At 61.5% G+C, this 18,405-nt stretch carries 17 protein-coding genes; 8 read left to right on the top strand and 9 right to left on the bottom strand.

Annotation, left to right across the window (positions count from 1 at the left end; translation table 11 throughout):
* Positions 1 to 49: 49 nt before the first annotated feature.
* A complete protein-coding gene (locus BLV09_RS27190) occupies positions 50 to 583 on the bottom strand; it encodes a lipocalin-like domain-containing protein (RefSeq protein ID WP_197684983.1) in 534 nt (177 codons plus the stop codon).
* A 142-nt stretch (positions 584 to 725) separates the two neighbouring features.
* Between BLV09_RS27190 and BLV09_RS27195 the strand changes: the two genes are divergently transcribed.
* Complete coding sequence (locus tag BLV09_RS27195; RefSeq protein ID WP_146689597.1) at positions 726 to 1,610, top strand: LysR substrate-binding domain-containing protein; 885 nt, start codon at positions 726 to 728, stop codon at positions 1,608 to 1,610.
* 234 nt (positions 1,611 to 1,844) lie between these two features.
* On the opposite strand, the gene gtdA is transcribed toward BLV09_RS27195, so the two are convergent.
* A complete protein-coding gene (gene gtdA / locus BLV09_RS27200; protein ID WP_146689598.1) occupies positions 1,845 to 2,885 on the bottom strand; it encodes a gentisate 1,2-dioxygenase in 1,041 nt (346 codons plus the stop codon).
* A 109-nt stretch (positions 2,886 to 2,994) separates the two neighbouring features.
* Here gtdA and maiA point away from each other — a divergent pair, with 109 nt between their 5' ends.
* From maiA to BLV09_RS27215, 3 genes are read left to right on the top strand one after another with little or no spacing between them, the layout of a single operon-like run.
* Positions 2,995 to 3,627 (top strand): maleylacetoacetate isomerase, encoded by a 633-nt coding sequence (maiA, locus tag BLV09_RS27205; protein ID WP_100385303.1) that lies wholly within the window; start codon positions 2,995 to 2,997, stop codon positions 3,625 to 3,627.
* Complete coding sequence (locus BLV09_RS27210; protein ID WP_100385304.1) at positions 3,617 to 4,126, top strand: MarR family winged helix-turn-helix transcriptional regulator; 510 nt, start codon at positions 3,617 to 3,619, stop codon at positions 4,124 to 4,126. Before maiA ends, BLV09_RS27210 begins: the two co-directional genes overlap by 11 nt.
* Positions 4,126 to 5,322, top strand: a complete 1,197-nt coding sequence (locus tag BLV09_RS27215; protein WP_146689599.1) for a 3-hydroxybenzoate 6-monooxygenase — start codon at positions 4,126 to 4,128, stop codon at positions 5,320 to 5,322. The genes BLV09_RS27210 and BLV09_RS27215 overlap by 1 nt, the downstream gene beginning before the upstream one ends.
* A gap of 107 nt (positions 5,323 to 5,429) precedes the next feature.
* On the opposite strand, the gene BLV09_RS27220 is transcribed toward BLV09_RS27215, so the two are convergent.
* From BLV09_RS27220 to BLV09_RS27235, 4 genes are all read right to left on the bottom strand, one after another.
* Positions 5,430 to 7,043, bottom strand: a complete 1,614-nt coding sequence (locus BLV09_RS27220) for a benzoate-CoA ligase family protein (RefSeq protein WP_146691323.1) — start codon at positions 7,041 to 7,043, stop codon at positions 5,430 to 5,432.
* Positions 7,044 to 7,051: 8 nt separating this feature from the next.
* Positions 7,052 to 8,191 carry an FAD-dependent monooxygenase gene (locus BLV09_RS27225; protein WP_146689600.1) on the bottom strand — a complete coding sequence of 380 codons (1,140 nt, stop codon included), beginning with the start codon at positions 8,189 to 8,191 and terminating at the stop codon, positions 7,052 to 7,054.
* A gap of 164 nt (positions 8,192 to 8,355) precedes the next feature.
* Positions 8,356 to 9,216, bottom strand: a complete 861-nt coding sequence (locus BLV09_RS27230; protein ID WP_146689601.1) for a cysteine rich repeat-containing protein — start codon at positions 9,214 to 9,216, stop codon at positions 8,356 to 8,358.
* A gap of 164 nt (positions 9,217 to 9,380) precedes the next feature.
* Positions 9,381 to 10,382, bottom strand: a complete 1,002-nt coding sequence (locus BLV09_RS27235) for an NADP-dependent oxidoreductase (RefSeq protein ID WP_146689602.1) — start codon at positions 10,380 to 10,382, stop codon at positions 9,381 to 9,383.
* A gap of 237 nt (positions 10,383 to 10,619) precedes the next feature.
* On the opposite strand from BLV09_RS27235, the gene BLV09_RS27240 reads away from it, so the two are divergent.
* The 4 genes from BLV09_RS27240 (at position 10,620) to BLV09_RS27255 (ending at position 15,593) form a co-directional block, all read left to right on the top strand.
* Positions 10,620 to 11,915, top strand: a complete 1,296-nt coding sequence (locus BLV09_RS27240; protein WP_100385308.1) for a dicarboxylate/amino acid:cation symporter — start codon at positions 10,620 to 10,622, stop codon at positions 11,913 to 11,915.
* A 12-nt stretch (positions 11,916 to 11,927) separates the two neighbouring features.
* Positions 11,928 to 12,851 (top strand): amino acid ABC transporter substrate-binding protein, encoded by a 924-nt coding sequence (locus tag BLV09_RS27245; protein WP_146689603.1) that lies wholly within the window; start codon positions 11,928 to 11,930, stop codon positions 12,849 to 12,851.
* Positions 12,852 to 13,046: 195 nt separating this feature from the next.
* Positions 13,047 to 15,329 carry a tetratricopeptide repeat protein gene (locus tag BLV09_RS27250; protein ID WP_146689604.1) on the top strand — a complete coding sequence of 761 codons (2,283 nt, stop codon included), beginning with the start codon at positions 13,047 to 13,049 and terminating at the stop codon, positions 15,327 to 15,329.
* A gap of 45 nt (positions 15,330 to 15,374) precedes the next feature.
* Positions 15,375 to 15,593, top strand: a complete 219-nt coding sequence (locus BLV09_RS27255; protein ID WP_146689605.1) for a hypothetical protein — start codon at positions 15,375 to 15,377, stop codon at positions 15,591 to 15,593.
* A 68-nt stretch (positions 15,594 to 15,661) separates the two neighbouring features.
* On the opposite strand, the gene BLV09_RS27260 is transcribed toward BLV09_RS27255, so the two are convergent.
* The 3 genes from BLV09_RS27260 to BLV09_RS27270 form a co-directional block, all read right to left on the bottom strand.
* Positions 15,662 to 15,913 (bottom strand): hypothetical protein, encoded by a 252-nt coding sequence (locus BLV09_RS27260; RefSeq protein WP_100385312.1) that lies wholly within the window; start codon positions 15,911 to 15,913, stop codon positions 15,662 to 15,664.
* A 173-nt stretch (positions 15,914 to 16,086) separates the two neighbouring features.
* Entirely contained in the window at positions 16,087 to 17,403 is a 1,317-nt protein-coding gene (locus BLV09_RS27265; RefSeq protein WP_146689606.1) for a bifunctional folylpolyglutamate synthase/dihydrofolate synthase, read from the bottom strand.
* On the bottom strand, positions 17,396 to 18,403 hold the full coding sequence (locus BLV09_RS27270; RefSeq protein ID WP_146689607.1) for an ATP-grasp domain-containing protein: 1,008 nt from the start codon (positions 18,401 to 18,403) through the stop codon (positions 17,396 to 17,398). Before BLV09_RS27270 ends, BLV09_RS27265 begins: the two co-directional genes overlap by 8 nt.
* Positions 18,404 to 18,405 lie beyond the last annotated feature (2 nt).

Raw genomic sequence — 18,405 nt, forward strand, 5'->3', positions numbered from 1 at the left:
ATCGAGCATGAGCGAGCGCAACGCTTCGCCGTTTGTCTATCCGCTGAGATCATTGCGGCTCGTGTCGCCAAATGGAATAGGCGACAGTGCCGTTGCCCGACGCACTCGCAGGCACCGAATAGGTCAAGGTACCGTCTTTGAAAGTGTAATCGCGCACCTGTTGCGCCCCCTCCCAATTGGGATAAGAGGCCGTATCGATGTTGAACGTCAGTCTGCCCTTCGCCGGGTCGACGACGACATGTCCGGTATGGGTGCTCGAACCCAAAACCGCCTCACGGTATTCCTGCGGTGTGCCGCGTGTCTTGTCACCGGAGGCAAATTTTGCTCTTCCGGGACGGAAAATCTGTAATGAATAGCGTCCAGTCTTATCGATCATCAGCAGACCGTTTGGATGCTCGCCGTAGTTCGTGGTGCGCGTGCCGTCAGCGAGGACTTCATAGGCTGAAGTCATGACCCAGGTCCCTTCCAGCGAAAGCGGTTGTGCTTCGGTAGCCATCGCACATGCGCCGGTCAGTACCTGGGGCAAGGCGATAAGAGACATGCGCACCAGTGACGAAATGGTATGAACGGGAGATTTTTTCATTATCGTCTCTTTTCTTCAGAAGCTGGATTGCGGCTCTGATTAATCGTTTCGTTTTTGGATGGAAAACGATAAAAATGCCTGCGTCTTGGTGAGCCGGGGTCACCAATCAAACCCGATATCAACGTTGTCCCGGTGACTGGCGATGGCCCTTCCGTCCCTTCGCAATCTTCAGGTCTTTGAGGTTGCCGCGCGTCATCCCACGCTCCGCGCCGCTGCGGATGCATTGTTCCTGACCCACGGTGCCGTGAGCCGCCAGATACGTGCTTTGGAAGCCGAGCTGGGTGTTGCGCTGTTTACCCGCACCAAGCGCGGGATGGTGCTCACCCCGCAAGGCCAACAGTTGCAGGCGACAGTCGCGGAAGCATTGAAGTTGATGTCTGACGCCGCTGTGACACTCGGCCGAGACGCGACGAATTCGTCGGCACGCCTGACGGTCACGGTTCTTCCTTCATTCGCGACCCGTTGGCTGTTGCCGCGTCTGTCGGATTTCCAGTCTCGACATCCCGACATCGCAGTGGAATTGATCTCGGTGATGGCGCCACTCGACCTCACGAAGAAGAAAATCCACCTCGGAATCCGCAATGGCGAAGGCAAGTGGGCCGGAGTCACATCGGAACGGCTGGCCCAAGAGAAACTGTTTCCCGTTGCGGCGAAGAATGGCATCGTTGGTTACGACAGACTGCCTCATTCCGCGCAGGAATTGCTCGAATATCCGCTGCTGAATCCTTACGACGACTGGCAGCGTTGGTTCGGCCGCGCGGGCGTGACCGCCCGCTTACCCCTTGCCGGGAAGACGTTCGACGATGCTAATCTGCTGCTTCAGGCCGCTGAGGCAGGCGAGGGCGTTGCTTTGGGGCGAAAGTGGCTGGTCGCCGATGCCCTGGACAAAGGAACCCTGGTTCGCCTGTCGGGACCGATGATCACCTCGCTGCGCTCTTATTATTTGATCTATCCGGAAAACCAGCCGCTGTCGCCCCATGCGGAAGCTTTTGCCATCTGGATACGAGAGAGGATGAACGACGGATAGTGGTGAGCGCCCATCGGACAACTGGACGCAGGATGGTCAACGCTTTCGGGTGGCGCTCGCCGGACCTGGAAAAGCGGTCTGGAGCGTGATCCACGATTGAGTTGTTTTCATCATTGCGAGCCAACGGGCGGGCCGCAAAGCGCCGCCCGATGACAGGCGCCGCGAGGCAATCCAGAGCCACAAAAGAGCACTGGATTGCTTCGTCGCTTCTCCTCGCAATGACGGTTCGACAGTCTATGCGTTGCCGCGGTCCTCGCGGAACAGATCGAGCTTCTGCTGCACCGGGCGGTCGGAGAAACTGAACACCACGGAATCCTCGTCGGCCTCGTGGGTGACCCACTGCCAGCTCGGCACCACGAACAGGTCACGTGAGCCCCATTCGAAAGTCTGCTCGCCGACCCGCGTGCGTCCGCGGCCTTCGATCGCCGCGAATACGGTGGCGTCGGTCGAACGATAGCGCGCGGTCTTGAAACCCTTCGGCAGCAGCTGGATGAAGGTGCCGATGGTCGGCATCGCGAAGTCGCCGGTCTCGGGATTGGAGAATTTCAGCTTCAGCCCGTGACAGGCGTCCCATTCGTTGCGCGCCTTGGCATGCTCCAGCGCCTCGCGCGTGTAGCTGTAGGGATAGTTGAAGATCGGCGAGGTCTTGGAGACACGCTTCTGGTCGATCGGCAGCAGATTGTGGCCGTAGCGGGCAAAGCTGTCGCCGGCGGGGCGGGTAATCTTTTGCTGATCCTCGTTCGATCCTTCCGCGAACGACGCATCGAAAAACTGCACCATCGGAATATCGAGTCCGTCCAGCCAGAACATCGGCTCCGATGTCTGGTTGCTGTGGTCGTGCCAGGTCATCGACGGTGTGATCACGAAATCGCCCGGCTCCATTGCCGTGCGCTCCCCGTCGACGGCGGTAAACGCGCCCTTGCCTTCGAGCACGAAGCGCAAAGCCGATTGACTATGACGGTGCGCCGGCGCGACGTCGCCGGGGATCACCATCTGCACGCCGGCAAACAATGACGTGGTGATTTTCGATTGCCCGCGCAGCCCCGGGTTTTCCAGCACCAGCACCCGCCGCTCCGCTTCCTTGGCGGTGATCAGCTTGCCGGCTTCCGTCATGTAGTCGCGGATCGCGTCGAACTTCCACAGATGCGGCCGGCAGGCGCTCTTCGGTTCGGGCGTGATGAGATCGCCCATCACGTTCCACAGCGCGGAGAGATTTTCGCCGTCGATCTTCTTGTAAAATGCCTCGCGTTCCGGCGTCTTCAGCACGGCTTCCATGGCAGCCTCCCGTCGTTCTTGTTGCTTGGACTAATTGACAGCATACTTACAAAGTGGATAGCGTCAACGCCGCAATACCGGCAAACAAGAAGAATTGAGGGAGGTTACGATGAAGCTGCACGGCTATTTCCGCAGCAGCGCGTCCTACCGGGTCAGAATCGCATTGAACCTGAAGGGCTTGGGCGCGGAGCACTTGGCCCATCATCTTCGCAAGGGCGAACAATGCGCGCCCGCTTATCTCGCGATCAATCCGCAGGGGCTGGTCCCGACGCTCGAGAGCGATCAGGGCGCGATCCTCACCCAGTCGCTGGCGATCATCGAATGGCTCGACGAAATCCATCCCGAGCCGCCGCTGCTGCCGAAGGATCCGCTGCGCCGCGCCAAGGTTCGCGCCTTTGCGATGGCGCTCGCCTGCGACACCCATCCGGTGCAGAATCTGAAAGTCCTGGCGCGGCTGCGCCAGCTCGGCCTGCCCGAGGAACAGGTGACGGAATGGGCGGCCTGGGCCAACCGCGAGGGCCTCGCCGCCTGCGAAACGCTGATCGCAAACGAGGCCGGCCCGTTCTGTTTTGGCGCGGCGCCGACGATCGCCGATCTGTGCCTGGTGCCGCAGCTCGCCAACGCCCGCCGCTTCGGCGTCGATGTCGCGGCCTATCCAAAATTGCTGAAAGCGGAAGCGGCGGCGAAAGCGGTGAAGGCGTTCGCGGACGCCGCACCGGACCGGCAACCCGATGCCGAATAAGACCGACCCGATCACGATGGACGCGGTCTATACCGCGCCGGGCTATCTGTTTCGCCGCATGCAGCAGATTGCGGTCGCGATTTTCGTCGAGGAGTGCAAGGCCCACGACCTGACGCCGGTGCAATATGCGGCGCTGGTTGCGATCCGCACCCACCCCGGCATCGATGCCACCCGGCTTTCCGCCGTGATCGCTTTCGATCGCTCGACATTAGGCAGCGTGATCGAACGGCTGGAGGCGAAAAATCTTATCGAGCGAAAGCCGGCCACTGAGGACAAGCGCGTCAAGCTGCTTTATCTCACCAGGTCAGGCGCGACCTTGCTGCGCAATATCATGCCGTCGGTTGATCGGGCGCAGGCGCGCATGCTGCAGCCGCTGAAGCCCGAGGATCGCAAAACCTTGCTGGCCTTGATGACGCAACTGGTCGACCTCAACAACGAAGCCTCGCGGGTGCCGTTGCGCGCGGAAGACGCGCTTGAACATTTCAGGAAATCAAGCTGATGGGATCGGGAGCAGGCGCACGCCCGGTGCTGATCGTAGGGGGCGGCATCGGCGGCCTCGCGGCGGCGCTGGGGCTGGCGCAAAAGGGCATCCGTTCCATCCTGCTGGAGAAGGCTGCCGCGCTCGGCGAGATCGGCGCCGGCATCCAGCTCGGTCCCAATGCGTTCCATGCCTTCGACTATCTCGGCGTCGGCGAGGCCGCGCGCGGCATGGCCGTCTATATCGATCAGCTCCGGTTGATGGATGCCCTGACCGCCGAGGAGATTACCCATGTCGATCTGCGCGACGCCTTCCGCGCGCGCTTCGGTAACCCTTATGCGGTGGTGCATCGCGGCGACCTGCACGGCGTCTTTCTCAAGGCCTGCCGGGATCACGAGCTGATCGATCTGCGCGTCAGCAGCGAGGTGGTTGGCTACGGCCAGGACGGATCATCGGTGACGGCGCGGCTTGCCTCGGGCGAGCGCGTCACCGGTGCGCTTCTGATCGGCGCGGACGGATTGTGGTCCAGTATCCGCAAGCAGGTCACCGCAGACGGGCCGCCGCGAGTCTCCGGCCACACCACCTATCGCTCGGTGATCCCGACCGAGGAGATGCCGGAAGATCTGCGCTGGAACGCGGCGACGCTGTGGGCCGGGCCGAAATGCCACATCGTGCATTATCCGCTGTCGGGCTGGAAGGTGTTCAACCTCGTCGTCACCTATCACAACGATGCGCCGGAGCCGGTGGCCGGCAAGCCGGTTTCCGACGAAGAGGTCATGCAGGGCTTTCGGCACGTTCACGAGCGCGCCAGGGACATCATTCGCCACGGCAAGAACTGGCGGCTGTGGGTGCTGTGCGACCGCGATCCGGTCGAGCGCTGGATCGACGGCCGCGTCGCGCTGCTCGGCGATGCCGCGCACCCGATGCTGCAATATTTCGCGCAAGGCGCCTGTCAGGCGATGGAAGACGCGGTGTGCCTGTCGCACATGCTGGGGTCCTATCCGGACGACCACGCCAGAGCGCTTGAACAGTATCGCGCGCAGCGCTTCCCGCGCACCGCGCGCGTGCAACTGCTGTCCCGCGCCATCGGCGAACACATCTACCATCCCGCCGGCGAACACGCCCGCCTCCGCAACGCCATCATGAGCGCGAAAACGTCGGAGGATTATTACAGGGATCTCGCCTGGCTCTACGGCGGGACGGGATTGGGGGAGTAACGTTTCGTCATGCCCCGGCCTTGCGCCGGGCATCCGCGTCTTATGGGTGTTGCAACAATAAAAACGTGGATGGCCGGGACGAGCCCGGCCATGACGGAGGGCGCGTCCTAAACCCTCATCAACGCCTGACGGTCGATCTTGCCGGTGCCGGTTTTCGGCAACTCGTCGATGAAGGTGATCTCGCGCGGATATTTGTAAGGCAATAGTTTTGCCTTGACGTAGTCCTGCAGCATCTTGGTCGCTTCCGCTGCATCGAAGGCGCTGCTGTTCATCACCACCACGGCTTTCAGCGTCATGCGGCGGTCGGGCAGTTCGGCGGCGAACACCGCGCATTCGCGGATGTCGGGGTGCTCGATCAGGCAAAGCTCGACCTCGAGTGGATAGACCCACTGGCCGGAGATCTTGATCAGGTCATCGGCGCGGCCGCGGAAGAAATGAAAGCCGTCGCTGTCGCGAACGAAACGGTCGCCGGTGTAGATCCACCCGTCGTCGCGGATCGTCTCGGCCGATTTGTCCGGCCGGTTCCAGTACAGCGGCGTATTGGAATCGCCGCGAACCCACAGGATGCCTTCCTCGTTGTCGCCGACCTCGCGGCCGTCCTTGTCCTTCAACAGGATTTCATAGCCGGGCACCCGAAGCCCGGCGGCGCCGAGTTTTTTCCGCTCGGGCCGGTTGGAGAGATAGATGTGCAGCGCCTCCGTGGACCCCAGTCCCTCGACGATCTCAAGGCCAGTCAGCGCCTTCCAGCCGTTGAAAACCTCGACCGAAAGCACCTCAGCGGCTGACAGCGCCAGCCGCAGCGACGAAAAATCCGTGCTTGTTGCACCGTCAGCCTTGGTCAGCGCGGTGTAGAGCGTCGGCAATCCGAAAAATGCGGTCGGCCGAAAGCGCTCGATCGCCCCAAAGATCGCGGCAGGCTTCGGCTGGCCCGGCAGCAGCAGCGTCGCGGCGCCGACCGAGAACGGGAAGGTGATCGAGTTGCCAAAACCATAGGCGAAGAAGATCTTCGGCACGGAAAAGCAGATGTCACCGGCTTTAAGCTTCAACACGTTGCGCGCAAACGCCGCTTCGCTATAGGCCATGTCGTGCTGGAGGTGGACGATGCCCTTGGGCCGTCCGGTCGAGCCCGACGAATACATCCAGAACGCCATCTCGTTGCGATGAGTATCGGCTTCTGCGAGATCCGTGGAGAAACCCTGCAGCCATTGTGCTGTAATGACAGTGTCTGGCACTGCATGATTGGCTGCGGGGCCATTAGTGACGACAAGCGTGCGCAAGGACGTGTCCTTGCGCGCCACCGCATCGAAGCGCGGGCAAAATTCCGCATCCGTGACCGCGACGGAGGCGCCCGAGTCCGACAGATAGAATTGCAGCAGGTCGGATGGCGTCAGCGTATTGATCAGGAGTGGTACGTAGCCCGCGCGCACCGCGCCGAAAAACGCCGCTGGATAGGCCGGTGTATCGTCGAGGAACATCAGGATGCGGTCGCCGCGCCTGAGGCCCAGCGACTGAAAACCGTGTCCCCAGCGCGACGCGTCCGCGCAAAGCTCGGCATAGCTGCGCGAGCCGGCCGGTCCGGTCAGCGCGAGCCGGTCCCCACGGCCGTGCGCTAGATTGTCGAACAGGATGCGGCTGGCGTTGTACGCTTGCGGGATCGCAAAGCCGATCTCGCGCGAGCCGGAATTGTCTGTTGGCACCTGATCGAAAATCTGGTTTTTCATGCTTGTGGTCATGCGTGAGTTGGCCCCTTCCTCGACGCCTCGTAGCGCGCCATGAATTCCGGCGACATCGCGCGCAGACGCGCATCGTCGATCCGGCCGGAGCGGGTGATGTAGCTATAGGCGAAGTCCATCAGGTCGAGTTTCATATGTTCGGGAAAATGTTCGTACCAATCGGCGCTGGTGCGCGCTGCCGTCACCAGTTTTTTCACGATCGGCTTGCGTCCGGCCTCATAGCGCGCGAGTCTTGCGAGAATATCGCCGTCTGTCTCCAGCGCCCTGGTCAGCGCGATCGCGTCCTCGATCGCGAGCCGCGTGCCCGAACCGATCGAGAAATGCGCCGAATGCAGCGCGTCGCCGATCAACGCAATATTTTGGTGCGACCAGTGTTCGTTCCAGATCCACGGAAAATTGCGCCATACCGACTTGTTCGAGATCAGCTCATGTCCGGCGAGTGTGGAAGCAAATACCTGCTGGCAAATCGCCTGCGATTCCTCGATGGTCTTGTCGGCAAAGCCGTAAGCTTGCCAGGTCGCCATATCGCATTCGACCAGGAAGGTGCTCATCGCGGATGAATATCTGTAGTGATGGGCGTTGAACGACCCGAGTTCGGTTTTCACAAAAGTCTGCGACAAGGTCTCGAAGCGCTGGGTCGTGCCATACCAGGCGAACTTGTTGGTCGAATGCGAGACCGATGCTCCGAACTGGTTTTCAAACGTGCGGCGGACCAGCGAATTAAGGCCATCCGCGGCCACGATCAGATCGTAGCCCGTCAACCGATCCAGCGATTGGATCAGTGTGTCGTATCGCAGTGTGACGCCGACGGCGCGGGCGCGGTGCTGCAGAATCGTCAACAGCTCGAGCCGGCCGATCGAGGAAAAGCCGACGCCGTCGATCTCGACGCTTTCGCTGCGCAGATTCAGCGTGATGTTTTTCCAGCTCTCCATCCGCGGCGCGATGGCGTCGACCGTGTCGGGATCATCGGCGCGCAGGAATTCAAGCGCCTGTTCGGAGAACACCACGCCAAAGCCCCAGGTGGCGTCGGCGGCATTCTGCTCGAACAAATCGATATGGGCGTCAGGGTGCTGCTTCTTCCACAGATAAGCAAAGTAGAGGCCGCCGGGGCCTCCGCCGATCACGGCGATACGCACGATCTTCCTCCCCGATTTGGCAGTATACTGACAATTGGGATCCAGACTATTCGTTGCGCGATTTCGGCGCTACCGAAAAAGCTCCGAAGACCTGCGTGACTCATCAGCAGCGGCGCAGCCACGCGCCGCTCACCCGCACCGAGTGACAGGAACGCGCGTGAAGCCTATCGCGCCGCAAACGGGGCCAGAACGTCCCGGCAAGCCGGCGACAGCGAGGCGGCCTGCTCGGCCAGGCAGTGCGCGATCCGGCCGCCGCCCGGTTCAACGCCGGGACAAAGCGCGCGAACGTCGCCGCCGCAGGCCGACCGCAACACAAACAGCACCTCGCGCGGGCGCATCGGCCGCAGCACCAGCGGCGCTGCCGCGGGAGCCGCGTCGGGGCCGGCGGTCGCCGCTGCGGCCGGAGCAGTGTCGCCTGCCGCTGATGTTGCAGCGCCGCCGCCAGCCGCGTTGACGGCCTGCTGGCAACTCGCCGAAAGTTTTGACTTGTTCTTCTCCAGGCAATTCAGTGCGGCGGCGCCGCCCGTCGGCACGCCGGCGCAGGTTCGCTGATAGTCGGAGCGGCAGGCGCTGCGTATGGCAGCAACCTGCGCGCTGCTAGGCTTTTTCGCCGGCGCGCTGGCAGCCGCTTTATCGCTTGCCGTTTCAGTTGTCCTTTCCGTCGTCTTGGCGGCGGTCGCGGTGGGTGCTTCGGCGGCCGGCTTGGCTGCCGGTTCAGCCGGCGCTGACTCAGTCTTGGGCTCGGTCTTCGTATCGGCCTTGGGTTCAGCCGCCGCCTCGACGGCGTGAACCGCGCTCTGGCAGCCCGGCGCGAGGCTCGACATGTTTTTCTGCAGGCATTGCAGCGCCGCCGCGCCACCTGGCGGGACGCTCGCGCAATGCGCTTCATAATCCGAGCGGCACTGGGCGCGAATGGCGCTGCGTTGTGCGTCGGTGACCTGAGAAACTGCCGGTGTCGCGGTTGCAAATGTGGTGGCCGTTATCAGCGCCCAGAGCGCCGCCGCAGTTTTCGACCTGTCGATCATTTGAATAATCCTTTGTTGTCGCTGGAGCTGCTTCAACCCAATTAAAACTTGAAAAGCCTGTAAGAAAAATCCTTGTGACCCGCATCATTTTCGCCTTCGGGTTCCACCGCAAGAAAATTGTTGCGGCTGATGCGGATCACAAACGCCCTCTTGAACGCAGAGCGTCACACCTTGATCATCCGCTTGCCGCGGTTTTCACCCGCAAGCAAGCCGATCAGGGCCCTCGGCGTATTCTCTAGGCCGTTGATGACGTCCTCTTGAACCCTGAGTTTGCCGGAAGCGACCCATGATTGCAGGTCGGACAATGCTTCGCCGCGCTGATCCATGAAGTCCATCACGATGAAGCCTTGCATGATGAGGCGCTTCACCACGATCAAGCCGGGCACGCCGCGTGGGCCGGTGGCCGATGGCGCGCCGTCATATTGCGAAATGGCGCCGCAGCAGGCGATGCGGCCGCGATTGTTCATCTGCGCCAGACAGGCTTCGAGTATGTCGCCGCCGACATTGTCGAAATAGACATCGATGCCTTTTGGCGCAGCGGCCCTCAGCGCCTTGAACGTGGCGCCGTCCTTGTAATCGACCGCGGCATCGAAGCCGAGTTCGGAAGTCAGCCAGTGGCATTTGTCTTTGCCGCCGGCGATACCGATGACGCGGCATCCTTTGATCCCAGCGATCTGGCCAACGAGCGATCCGACGGAACCTGCCGCGGCCGAGACCACGACGGTCTCCCCTTCCTTTGGCTTTCCGACATGGAGCAGCCCGAAATAAGCGGTGAGACCGGCGATGCCGTACACGCTAAGCAGATGCGTCATCGGTTCGACCTTCGGCATCTTGGTCAAATGCCTGGCGGAGATGGCAGCGTAGTCCTGCCAACCGGTATCGCCGAACACAAGATCGCCCGGCGCAAGTCCCGGTGCTTTCGACGATATGACTTCGGCGATGCCGCCGCCGGCCATCACCGTGTTGGCTTCGACGGCGGCGCGATAGGTCGCGCCGTGCATCCAGGCGCGGTTGGCGGCGTCGAGTGAAATATAACGCACCCGCACCAAGGCTTCGCCGTCTGCAGGTTCCGGGATGGCGCCTTCAGACATCTTGAAATGTTCTGGCGCGAGTTTTCCTGTCGGCTTCTCGACCAGCAGGACCTGTCGATTGATGTTGTCGTTCATCGCGTTCCCCCGGTGTGTCGTTGTTTGATGCAGAGGAGCGCACATAAGACGCTCAGACTGCACACATTGTGCGCTACGCGACGCTAGTCCCCGCAAGCTGTTTTCACAACGGGAACATTTGCAGGTGGACTGGCATGCCAGCGTGGCGCGCACCCGCGTGACGCATTTATGAAGTTTGTTGCGCCCGGTTGAAAATCTGCCAAACTCTCAACCGCTGGGAACTTAGGGGGGTAGGACATGTCCAACAGGTTTACGCAGTACATCCTGATCGCGATGGTGCTTGGCGTCGTGATGGGCGCGCTGATTTTTAATTACATGCCCGACACACGGGCTGACATCGCGGCCGACGTAAACCTGATAGCGATGCTGTTCCTGCGGCTGATCAAGATGATCATCGCGCCGCTGGTGTTTGCGACGCTGGTCGGCGGCATCGCCCATATGGGCAGCGGCGCCAGGCTCGGGCGCATCTTCGCAAAGACCATGGGCTGGTTCGTCAGCGCCTCCTTCGTGTCGCTGCTGCTGGGGCTGGTGATGGTCAATCTGCTGCAGCCCGGAGCTAATTTTCCCGGCACCCTGCCGGACAAGGCGCAATCGACCGGCCTGCCGACCTCGGCGTTCTCGATCGAGAAATTCCTGACCCATTTGATCCCGACCTCGATCGCGGACGCGATGGCGCAGAACGAAATCCTGCAGATCGTGGTATTCGCGGTGTTCTTCTCGGTCGCGCTCGGCGCGCTGCCGGAGCGTTCCAAGCAATTGCTTTCGCTGATCGATGACCTCGGCCACGTCATGCTGAAGGTGACGAGCTATGTGATGAATTTCGCGCCGATCGCGGTCTGGGCGGCGATCACGGCGACGGTGGCGAAGAACGGTCTTGCCGTATTGTGGAAGCTCGTCGTCTTCATGGGCGGCTTCTACCTGTCGCTGATGATCCTGTGGGGCATCCTCGTCCTGGTCGGCTTCGTGGCGATCGGGCCGAGATACAGCCATTTGCTGCGGCTGATCCGCGAACCGCTGATGATCGCGTTCTCGACGGCGAGTTCGGAAGCGGCCTATCCCAAGACGCTCGAAGGCCTCAATCGCTTCGGCGCATCGTCGCGCATATCGAGTTTCGTGCTGCCGCTCGGCTATTCCTTCAATCTCGACGGCACGATGATGTACTGCACGTTTGCCAGCATCTTCATCGCGCAGTCCTATCACATCGAGATGTCGCTCGGGACGCAGTTCGCGATGCTGGCGACGCTGATGATCACCTCGAAAGGTGTCGCCGGCGTTCCCCGCGCATCGCTGGTGGTGATTGCCTCGACACTGGGTCAGTTCGGCATTCCCGAGGCGGGCCTGTTGATGATCATGGGCATCGATACCTTCCTCGACATGGGCCGCAGCGCCACCAATGTGATCGGCAACTCGCTTGCCACCGCCGTCGTGGCGAAGTGGGAAGGCGAGCTGGCGCCCGAGCATGCGCTCGGGCCCGATGACGTGGTGCCGCCAACGATGATTCCCGGCGAGATCCCCGCAATGGCCGGCCATTGAGGGGAGCGATGCATGCGCCAGATGTGGAGGAGATCGTCCTTGGCCGGCGGCCTATTGTTGGCCGCGTGTCTGCTGACAACGGCAGCGGGAGCCCAGACCGACGGTGAAGGGCTAAGCCCGACGCTCGCCAATATCAAGAATACGCATGTCGTGCATCTCGGTTATCGCGAGAGCTCGCCGCCGTTCTCGTTTCTCGACCAGGCCAACCGGCCGATCGGATACAGCCTCGAACTTTGCGAGGCGGTTGTCGACGAAATCGGTGTCGAGGTCGATGATCCCGGCCTGAAGATAGAATATGTCAAGGTGACATCGGACGACCGCATCCCGGCGGTGCTGCAAGGCAAGGTCGATCTCGAATGCGGATCGACCACGGCCAATGCGGAGCGTGCCAAACAGGTCGCGTTCTCGCCCCTGATGTTCGTGGCCGGCACCAAGCTGATGGTGCCGAAGGCGTCGGGGATTTCCGGAGCGGCGGATTTGAAGGGCAAGACCGTGGTGGTGACCAAAGGCACCACCAACGAGCAGGCCATACATGCCGTCGACAAGAAGCTCGGGCTTGGTCTCAACATCGTGGTGTCGCCGGATCACGAGCAATCCTATCAGATGCTCGCAGACGGAAAGGCCGATGCGTTCGCGACCGACGATATCCTGCTCTACGGGCTGATCGCGCGGCACAAGTCGCAGGACAAGTTCCGTGTCACCGGCGACTATCTGTCGTACGACCCCTATGGCATCATGTTCCGCAAGGGCGAGCCCCAGCTTACAGCCGTGGTGGAACGGACCTTCCGCAAGCTCGGCACCAATCACGACCTGATCCCGCTTTACAACAAATGGTTCGTCGCGCGGCTGCCGACCGGCGAGAAGATGAACGTCGCGATCTCGCCGCAGCTCGAGGACGCCTTCAAGGTGCTCGACGACAGCGAGGGTGCGAACTGAACCCGGGCTTTCCTTGCGATCGGCGCGCTTCGTCGACCTCACCGGTCTGATTGGCGCTGGCCAGGATCCCGGCGAGTCAGATAAAGCAACGTCGTTCGCGCCGCCCGGCGTCACGCGGCGATCCGCCGCTGGTGGGGTGTTGTGGAAAGCGGCGGCCTTCCGCCGGAGGCGTTTCCGATCATCGAAGGCGAGGGAATGACGACGGTCTCTTTGACGGTATCGGAAGTCTTCGATATCGCCCTGAAATCCTATTACGCCGGAAAGCTGGCCGAAGCGGAACAGCTCTGCCTCAAAATACTGTCGGCCGACCCCGATTCCGCTGCAACACTGAACCTGCTTGCGGTCATCAACACCTCGCTCGGCCGACACGACGCGGCGCTTGCCAATTACGACCGTGCGCTGTTGCTGCGGCCGGACTTTATCCAGGCGCTCAACAACCGTGGCGCCGTGCTGAAGGCGCTGGGGCGATACGATGAAGCGCTGGAAAATTATGACCGCGCGCGTGCCGTGCAGCCCGATCACGTCGAGGTGCTCAACAATCGCGCGGGCGTCCTGCAGGAACTTGGCCGCTACGACGAGGCGCTGGAGGGCTATGACCGTGCGCTGGTGCTCCGGCCGGACTATCCCGAAGCCCTCAATAATCGCGGCGTCACCTTGCAGGCGCTGGGACGCCATGCAGCCGCGTTAACGAGTTACGGCGCCGCGCTCGCTCTGCGTCCTGATTTTGTCGAGGCGCTGGTCAATCGCGGTATCTCTCACTATGAGCTGAAGCAATTCCGCGAGGCGGTCGAAAGCTATGACCGCGCCATCGCCCTGCGGCCGGACCATGCCGATGCGCTGAGCAATCGTGGCAACGCACTGGATGAACTGGGACGGCGTGAAGAGGCGTTGGCCAGCTACAACGGTGCACTCAATCTGCAGCCGCATCACGCTGAAGTGCTCTATAACCGCGGCACCGTTCTGCACAAGCTCGGGCGGTTCGACGAGGCGCTGGCGAGTTACGATGCCGCGCTGACCTTGCGTCTGGATTATCCCGAAGCGCTCGTTGGCCGGGGTGCCACGCTGCAGGATCAAAAGCAATTCGATGAGGCACTGAAGAGCTACGACCGCGCCATCGCCGTGAGACCGGATTATGCCCAAGCTCTGGTCAATCGCGGCGCCACGCTGCATGATCTGGGGCGATCCGACGAGGCGCTGCAGAGCTTCGAGCGTGCGCTTGCCTCGGAGCCGGATAATGTCGAGGCGCTCACCAATCGCGGCGTCGCCATGCATGACCTGGCGCGATATGACGAGGCGCTGACAAGCCAGGAGCGTGCGCTTGCCGCGCGGCCGGACGATGCGGCCGCGCTGAACAACCGTGGCGTCACCTTGCATAAGCTTCGGCGGCTCGAGGAGGCGCTGGCGAGCCACGACACGGCGGTTGCCTCGCGCCCGGATTACGCCGAGGCGTTCGCCAATCGCGGCGTCACGCTGTACGATCTGAAGCGGTTCGATGAGGCGTTGGCGAGTTACGATCGGGCGATTGCGCTGCGCCCGGATTATGCCGACGCGCATTTTCTCAAGAGCCTGTCGAGCCTCGTCACCGGCGATTTCGAGCGTGGCTGGATCGAATATGAGTGGCGCCACAAAGCTCCGACCGCGCGACTCGCGGAGCGTGATTTCACGCAGCCGCGCTGGCTTGGAGAGGACGATATCGCCGGCAAGACGATCCTGCTCCACAGCGAACAGGGATTTGGCGACACCATTCAATTCTGCCGTTACGTGCCGCTGGTCGCGGCGCGCGGCGCGCATGTCATCATGGAAGTCGAAGAGCCGCTTTGCGAACTGATGGCGGGTCTCGCCGGCACAACGCAAATTATCGCCAAGGGCGATCCTCTCCCGGATTTCGACTGCCAATGCTCTTTTCCCAGCCTGCCGCTGGCCTTCAGGTCCCGGCTGGAAACGATTCCTGCGCGCACGCCCTATCTGAGCTTGCCAGCGCAGGCCCTGGAATATTGGAGTGGGTTGATCGGGCCCAAACGTCGCACACGTATCGGGCTCGCCTGGGCGGGCAATACGAAACATGTCAGGGATCGGGAGCGGTCGATGAGGCTGCGCGATCTGCTGCCGCTGTTGGATATCGACGCCACCTTTGTGAGTTTGCAAAAGGAGGTTCGCCCCGGCGATGTCGAGACGCTGGAGAACTACGACATCCTGCAATTCGGCGAAGAGCTTGGCGATTTTTCCGATACGGCGGCGCTCATCTCGCAACTCGATCTCGTCATATCCGTTGACACCAGCGTCGCGCATCTCGCCGGCGCTCTGCAAAAGCCGGTATGGATTTTGGTGACGCATGCTCCCGATTGGCGCTGGCTGCTCGACCGCGACGACAGCCCCTGGTATCCGACCGCGCGTTTGTTTCGCCAGAGCGACAGCCGCGCGTGGGATGGCGTGATTGCGCAGGTGCGCAATGCACTGCTCGAATTTACCGCCGGTTAACCATAAGATCGTATCAGGTTAACGAAAGCTGCTTTGGAGGACGTCATGGTCTCGGCTGTCAGTAATAACCCAAGCGTATTGCCGCCGTCGCAGGCGCAATCGCAATCCAAGTCCTCGTCGTCCGCAGGGGCGTCATTCCAGCAAGCCGTCAGCCAGTATCTCCAGAACACGACGAGCGGGGCCGGCGGCGCGTCAAGTGCCGCGAATCCATCGCAATCGCTGGGCAGCGATCTGATGTCGTCCTTGCTGCAAATGCAGTCGTAGAGCCGCTTCGGTTCTGATCGAATCAGAACCGGGCTCTCTACTTTCGGCTTGACCCGCTCGAAGCGCCTTCAGGGCTTGATGTGAAGTGCCGATTTGGTGGCGTTGACGGCGTTGTTGAAGGCCGCCTTGGTCTGGCCCGTCAACGTATTCGCCTCGTAAGTCGGCCCAGCCACGAAACCCGTCTGGGGCTTGCCGGTAATCGTCGACTGCACCTTGGACAGCGTATCGGCGAAGCTTTTCTTGGTCGCATTGGCTACTTTGCCGAGGTCGGCCGAGATAGTGGCGGATACGGATGACGTGATGGACGATATGTCGGTCATGCGATGCTCCCTGGCCGTAGGAACATCGGAATTTATGGTTAAAAATTCGTTAACGCCGCACCGGGCTGTCGGCTTGGAGACCGATTTTCCTGCCTTTCTGTTTGGGCATGATCTTTTCCGAAAACCGGTTTCCACGTTGCGCTGACGCGGCGCCCGGCGTCGGGATCATGTCCCTAGAAGAAATTCAGGTCCTGGGCGCGACCGCCTCGCGCAACCGTCGCATATTCGATCGCCAGGAATAGTCCGCCGGCGACGTATATCTTTCCATGCTGCGCCGCTGCGAGCGCGCGGCTGAGGTCAACGGCGTCTTCGATCGTTGCAGCGGTGTGAACGGTGGCTTGCGGATTGGCCTTGCGCGCCGCGACGGCGATGTTTTCGGCGCCCGCGCCCTTGTGATGCGCGGCCGTGCAAATGATCGTGTCGAATGACGGCGCCAGCGCAGCCACGATCTCATAGGCCTTCTTGTCGAAGGAAACGCCGAGCACCAGGATCCAGCCATCCGCGCCATGCGTGGCCTTCAGACTCGCGAGCGATTGCCTGATGCCGTCGGGCGTGTGGCCGACGTCTATGATGGTGAGCGGAGCTTGCGAAATCGCTTCGAGGCGTGCGGCCCAGCGAGTGTCGCGCAGGCCGGATCGTATCGCGGCTTCGATCCCCGCGGACGTTTCCTGGGGCCGCGCCTTGCGCAGCCAGAGCAGGAACAGCGTGACGGCGATCGCGGCATTGTTGAACTGGAACTTGCCCGACAGGCTCATTTCGAGGTTACGAAGATCGTAACCCGCGAACCGGTAGTCGAACTTCTGTCCTGTCGTCGAGACGGATTCGCGGTCAATCCCGATCTCGTCGCGGACGAACAGGGAGGCGACCTGGCGATATCGATTGTACTCGAGGAGATGCGGTCGCAGGCTCAGACAATTCTCGCCATAGACAAGGGTGCCGCCCGATGCGCAGGCGTCGCTCTTGTCGGAGACGATCAGCTCCAGCGAATGACCGAGCAACTCGACATGCTCGTAATCGACCGAGGTCACACAGGTGAAGCGTGCGCCGACCAGACGTACCGGATCGTAGCGGCCTCCGATGCCGGCCTCGAACACGGCGAAATCGCATTTTTTCTCCTGAAAATACCGGCAGGCCAGCGCGAACATGGCTTCGAAGCTTCCGAACCGTTCGCCTCGCCGCCGCGAAATGTCGCCGATGGCGGCTTCGATCACGGCTGTCAGGCGCGGCAGATCGGCATCGTCAACAGGTGCGCCGTCGACCTGAAACCTTTCATTGAAGCGATAGAGATGCGGCGAGGTGAAGAGGCCGGTTCGTAGACCATAGGCCTGGCCGATGCCGGCGCAGAACGCTGCGGTGCTTCCCTTGCCGTTGGAGCCGGTCACGACGACCGAGACGCGCCGAAGCCATTCACGGTCCACCGCGATGGCATCGAGCAGCTCGGCCATTCGCGCCAGGCAAACACCGTCACCATATTTAGGCAGGTCAAACACCAAGTAATCCCATCGCGGAAAAAGTGTGATGCCAGATTTTCAGGATCAGATCGGGGCGCGCGCGCTCCTCCAATAGCCGGATCGACGGGTTCGAGTTCACCTCGATCACCGCCGTCGCTTCCGCGTCTCCCGAAATACTCGTAAACAGATCCACCGCGGCGACGCGAAGCCCGAGCGCGCGGACGGCTTTCTTTGCCAGGGTCGATGCCGCATCGGAGCGGAGCTCCTCGAGAACCATCGTTCCCCCGGCGCTCAGATTCATCCGTCCGGGGATTTCCCAGCGCTCGCCTTCGGCCAGGACGAGATCAAGCGATCCGTCGCGCTCCGCACTTACGAAAGCCGGCGAAAGTCCGCGGGCCTGCAACGCCATGTTATGCTCTATCAAGAGATCGCGGATCGGCCGCACGCCGTCGCCCAGCACGGAAGGTGGATATTTGCGGGCCGAATAGACCACGTCGTCGTCGAGCAGGAAAATCCGGTACTCGAGCCCGGACACCAGCGGTTGGATCAATATCGAATCGTAATAGCGCGAGACCTCGCGGATATATCGAACCAGCGCGGCTTCGCCGTCGACGGCCTGCGCAAAATCTCCGCGCGATCCCGTCAGCGGTTTGACGAATGCTATTGCGCCGAGCTTTGCAAAATATCCCAGTGCATCATCGATCTCATGTCCTTTGACGCGATGGGCGCGATGTCTTTCATGCAGGAAAAAATATTCACCGCCGAGCGTGCGAACGCCAGCGCGTTGAAGAACGATATTGGTGAAGTATTTGTCCGAGGCCAGCGTCGCCGCCGTGGCATTGTTTTGCGGATACCACGAGCATCGCCCGGCGCCGAAATAAACGCTTTTGGTCTTGGAAGCGACGCTGAAGACAAGCCCCGTTCCGCCGTCGATGTCTTCAAATGCCAGCCCGAATTCGGAGCAGGCATATTCGGCATAGACCGTTTGGTCCGGATAGGAGCCCGCCTGTCCCGATCGAATTTTTGCCAGGCTCTGCATTC

This window comes from Bradyrhizobium canariense (assembly GCF_900105125.1).
In the GTDB taxonomy this organism is placed as follows: Bacteria; Pseudomonadota; Alphaproteobacteria; order Rhizobiales; family Xanthobacteraceae; genus Bradyrhizobium; species Bradyrhizobium canariense_A.